Source organism: Neisseria sp. P0021.S005 (assembly GCF_051956955.1).
On record NZ_JBQCWY010000293.1, the window covers coordinates 1 to 3,741 of the forward strand.

The following is a 3,741-nucleotide window of genomic DNA, read 5'->3' on the forward strand; positions in this document are numbered from 1 at the left end:
GCTTTCTACAAAAACAAATAAGAACCGTTTGTAAATACAAAAAATACAACAGTTCAGAAAACTATTATTGCAGTTACCATAGTCAAATAAATTTGCCGTCCTTTCAGACGGCCTTTACTTCCTTTCAGAGAACACCTCATGCAAAAATGGCAAATCGAGCTTTATTCCACGCCGTCTTGGCTATTGCAGACCTTATTGATGGTCGCTGCAGCCTCGGCGGTCATTCTGTCTTTTGCACGCAACACACGCTTCGGGCGCGAGTTTAGCTATATCCTGCGGCTGTGTCTGACGCCGAAAAGTACCGTCAAAGTTTTGCTGCTGATTACGGCGATGATTACGCTGCTGCTGACCGAAGTACGGCTGAATGTGTTGAGTACCTTTATGTCCAAAGGGCTTTACGACTCGATGCAGGATTTGAATGCCTCCGCATTTTGGATGTTTGCAGCGATGAACGCGGGCGTGGTGTTGATACGGGCGTTTAACAACGTCGTCAACGACTTTCTCGATCAAGGCTTGGCGATTAAATGGTCGGAGCGGCTCAATGAAGTTTTGACTTCACGCTGGCTTGCCGACAAAAACTACTACCGCCTGCAAATGCGCCGCCACGCGCCGGATAATATCGACCAGCGTATCCAACAAGACGCGCAGGATTTCATCGCCTCGACCATAGAATTTGTGCGCGGCATGGTCAATTCGGTCGTTACCTCTTTGGAATTTGCCGTTGTTTTATGGGGTTTGGCGGGCATCCTGACCGTGTTCGGCTTCGACATTCCGCACGGCATCGTTTGGTTTGTCTATATGTTTGTGATTTTGGCAACCTTTATCGCCATGTGGATAGGCAACCCGTTGATTCGTTACAACTATGAAAACGAAAAGCTCAACGGCGACTACCGTTACTCCCTCATCCGCGTGCGCGACCACGCCGAAAGCGTGGCGTTTTATAGCGGCGAAAAACACGAACACGACCAGCTTTCCGACCGCTTTAAAGCCATTATCCGCAACCGTTGGCGCATTGCGCGACAAAGCGTCTGCCTGAGCGGCTTTAACGATATGTTCACCAACGGCATCAAACTCTTCCCCATTATTTTACAAGCCCCGCGCCTGTTTGCCGGACAAATCAAAATCGGCGACATCCAGCAGACCGTCCAAGCCTTCGCACGACTGCAAAACGCGCTGTCTTTCTTTCGAATGTTCTACAACAAATTCACCGCCTACCGCGCCCGACTGGAACGTCTGTACGGCTTTTTGCTGAGTACGGAAGAAAAACACACCGCACGACAACCCGACCTTACCGAAGTTTCAGACGGCCTGATCTTGGAAAACGTTGCCCTATACCGCCACAACGGCGAAGTTTTATTAGACGGCATCAACATCAACCTCAAAAGCGGCAATTCCCTACTGATACGCGGCCCGAGCGGTTGCGGCAAAACTTCGTTGCTGCGCGCGCTGGCAGGGCTTTGGCCTTTCGGCAGCAGCGGTAAAGTCAGCCATCCGCCGCATCAAGACATCCTCTTCCTGCCGCAACGCCCATACACGGCACAAGGCAGCCTGCGCGATGCGATTTGTTACCCCGACATCGACAAACAACATCCGGAACTGATCGAAGCCATGAACACCTGCCGATTAGGTTATCTGGTTGATAAATTAGACAAATCTGATGACTGGCAACACAAACTCTCCCCGGGTGAACTACAACGCGTCGCCTTCGTCCGCGCCCTGCTCTCGCAGCCCAAAGTCATCCTGCTCGACGAAGCCACCGCCGCCTTGGACGAACCGACCGAAGCCATGCTCTACCGTGCCTTAAAGCAAAAACTACCCGACAGCATCATCATCAGCATCGGCCACCGCAGCACGCTCAATGAATTCCATGATTTATGCCTCGATGTCGGTCATGTACAATGCTGAATTAATGGCATAGCAAAGGCCGTCTGAAACAGTGAAAAACGAAATCAAACGATTTTGTCATCGCCGTTTCAGACGGCCTTTTCAAACGCTATGGCATGTTTATTTGCTATACTCTGCATTGTGTTAACGTCGTCTAAAAAATATTTATGAAAACCCTGGCCCTCATTCCACATTACAACCACCCGACCACCATCAGCCACGTTGCCCAAACCATGCGCGGCTTCGGTTTAAACGTTTTAATTGTGGACGACGGTTCACGCGAAGAATGCAAACCTGTATTGCAGGCTTTGGTTTCAGAAGGCATTGATGTCCTTTACCGTCCCATCAACGGCGGCAAAGGCGCAGCGGTCAAAACCGGTTTGGAATACGCTGAAGAACATGGCTATACCCACGTTTTGCAGGTTGATGCAGACAGCCAGCATTGCTTAAGCGACACACCCAAACTCCTCGCCGCAGCAGAACAAAATCCCGAAGCCGTTGTTTGCGGCTGGCCGCAATACGGTAATGACGCGCCCAAAGCACGACTTTACGGACGCAAAATTACCGACTTTTGGAATATGCTGCACACTTGGTCATGCGACATCAAAGACGGCATGTGCGGCTTCCGCCTCTATCCGCTTACACCCGCGCTATCCGTTGTCCGCGAAGAAACTGTAGGCGACCGCATGGACTTCGATACAGAAATCCTTATCCGCCTCTACTGGCGCGATGTCAAACCGGTTTGGATTAAAACGCCCGTCCAATACGCCGCCGACGGCGTGTCCCACTTCGATGCCTTTGCCGACAATGTCCGCATCAGCAAAATGCACACACGGCTGTTTTTCGGTATGTTGAAACACCGATTGGGTAAAGTTTTCGGAAAGGCCGTCTGAAACCATGACCGACAATAAACAAACCCATTGGGCGGCGCAGCCCGAACGCGGCAACCGCCTGTTTCTCGCTCTGACCACATTGATGGTGCGCTATCTGCCGGCTTTTTTCATGAGGCCGTGCATTTGGTTTGTGGTGCTGTATTTTTATGCAACCGCGCCCAAACCGCGCCGTCATGTCTTACGCTATCAAACCCGTCTTCAGATGGCCTTTCCCCATACTGTCCTGCCGAAACACAGCGTATTCAAACAATTCGTCGCATTTGGCGAAGCGGTTTGCGACCGTTTTGCCGTGTGGCAACGCAAAATCCGTTATGAAGATTTGGTAATTGAAGACCCGGACGACATCTATTCGCAAGTCAAGCGCAACGAACGCGGCCAGATTTTTGCTTGCTCACACTTGGGCAATACCGAAGTTTGCCGTGCGCTGGTGTCACACCATAAAAATTTCAGACTCAACGTATTGGTGCACAGCAAACACGCGCAGGCATTTAACGAGGCATTGCAAAAAGCCGGTGCAGATCATATCCGTCTGATTCAGGTGACAGATTTGGACACCACCCTGATGATGGAATTAAACCACCGTATCGAAAACGGCGAATGGATTGCCATCGCGGCCGACCGCGTGCCTGTACGCGGTGAGAAAACCGCCGACATTAATTTCTTAGGCCACACTGCCCCTATGCCGCAAGGCGCATGGCTATTGGCTTCGCTTTTAAAAACACAGGTAAACACGCTGTTTTGCGTCAAACAAAACGGCCGCTATCATTTGAAACTGCGCCGCTTTACCGACACTTCCAGCTGGAAACGCGGCAACCGCGAGGCTGCCGTCAAAGACGCGATGCAGCGTTTTGCCGACATTTTGGCGCAAGAATGTGCGCAAAATCCGCTACAATGGTTCAATTTTTATGATTTTTGGGGCGAAGACGCCGTCTGAAACCATCCCACTCACTCTTTTACACCCTGA

The 3,741-nt window shown here is 50.9% G+C and carries 3 protein-coding genes; all 3 read left to right on the plus strand.

The window, feature by feature from the left end; all coding sequences use genetic code 11:
* The first annotated feature begins 138 nt into the window (after positions 1-138).
* The 3 genes from ACTHUE_RS12915 to ACTHUE_RS12925 all read left to right on the plus strand — a co-directional run bounded on the left by ACTHUE_RS12915 (position 139) and on the right by ACTHUE_RS12925 (position 3,711).
* Positions 139-1,905: an ABC transporter ATP-binding protein/permease gene (locus tag ACTHUE_RS12915; RefSeq protein WP_440423655.1), complete on the plus strand. Its 1,767-nt coding sequence runs from the start codon at positions 139-141 to the stop codon at positions 1,903-1,905.
* 146 nt (positions 1,906-2,051) lie between these two features.
* Positions 2,052-2,777: a glycosyltransferase family 2 protein gene (locus tag ACTHUE_RS12920; RefSeq protein ID WP_107696908.1), complete on the plus strand. Its 726-nt coding sequence runs from the start codon at positions 2,052-2,054 to the stop codon at positions 2,775-2,777.
* A gap of 4 nt (positions 2,778-2,781) precedes the next feature.
* Positions 2,782-3,711 carry an LpxL/LpxP family acyltransferase gene (locus ACTHUE_RS12925; RefSeq protein ID WP_107696909.1) on the plus strand — a complete coding sequence of 310 codons (930 nt, stop codon included), beginning with the start codon at positions 2,782-2,784 and terminating at the stop codon, positions 3,709-3,711.
* Positions 3,712-3,741: the final 30 nt, after the last annotated feature.